The sequence below is a fragment of the Moraxella sp. 179-F 1C4 NHS genome (genome assembly GCF_045370505.1).
Lineage (GTDB): Bacteria > Pseudomonadota > Gammaproteobacteria > Pseudomonadales > Moraxellaceae > Faucicola > Faucicola tetraodonis.
On record NZ_JBIQEC010000085.1, the window covers coordinates 1 to 543 of the forward strand.

The window sequence follows — 543 nt, forward strand, 5'->3', positions numbered from 1 at the left end:
GAATGGCTGTCTGTTCCTCTCCCTCGTTCCTGGAGTGCTTGTGAGTGTCTGTTGGGTCCCACGTCATGTGGGGGGTCTCCCCCACGTCACGTGGGAGGTCACCTCTCCTTTGGGGTGGGGGGTCACCTCCCACGTCATGTGGGGGGTCACCTCCCATCTCACGTGGGGGGTCGCGGCGCGGCCTCGGATCATCACGGGGCACGGCAACCCACTTGGTGAGCCGGACGGAGTACGTCTCCGTGCGCGGCTTGCCGTCCGCTCCATAGACGGTGCGGGTGAACTCCACGGGGCCGACTCCACGGGCCTGGTAGGTGGTCAGGGGATCCAGGGCCAATGCGTAGTCCCTGCGCTGTCCGGCCTTCCCGTCCATACCAGCCACCAGAGGGCCAGCGACCTCCAGGCCGCGGACGACGCGCCGCACGCGCTCGGGCGTCCGCGGGTGGTCCGGGTCCATGCCCAGCGCCTTGGCTAGTTCACGGTGCCCACCGAAGTAGGGCGGCGGCGTGTGGCGGTCGTCAGCCATGAGGGCCATGGCGATGAGGG

General features: G+C 68.7%; 1 protein-coding gene. It reads right to left on the reverse strand.

The features are described 5' to 3' along the window. On the reverse strand, positions 1–523 hold a 523-nt coding region (locus ACH0AB_RS11965; protein ID WP_406878285.1), incomplete at its 3' end, for a hypothetical protein. Positions 524–543: the final 20 nt, after the last annotated feature.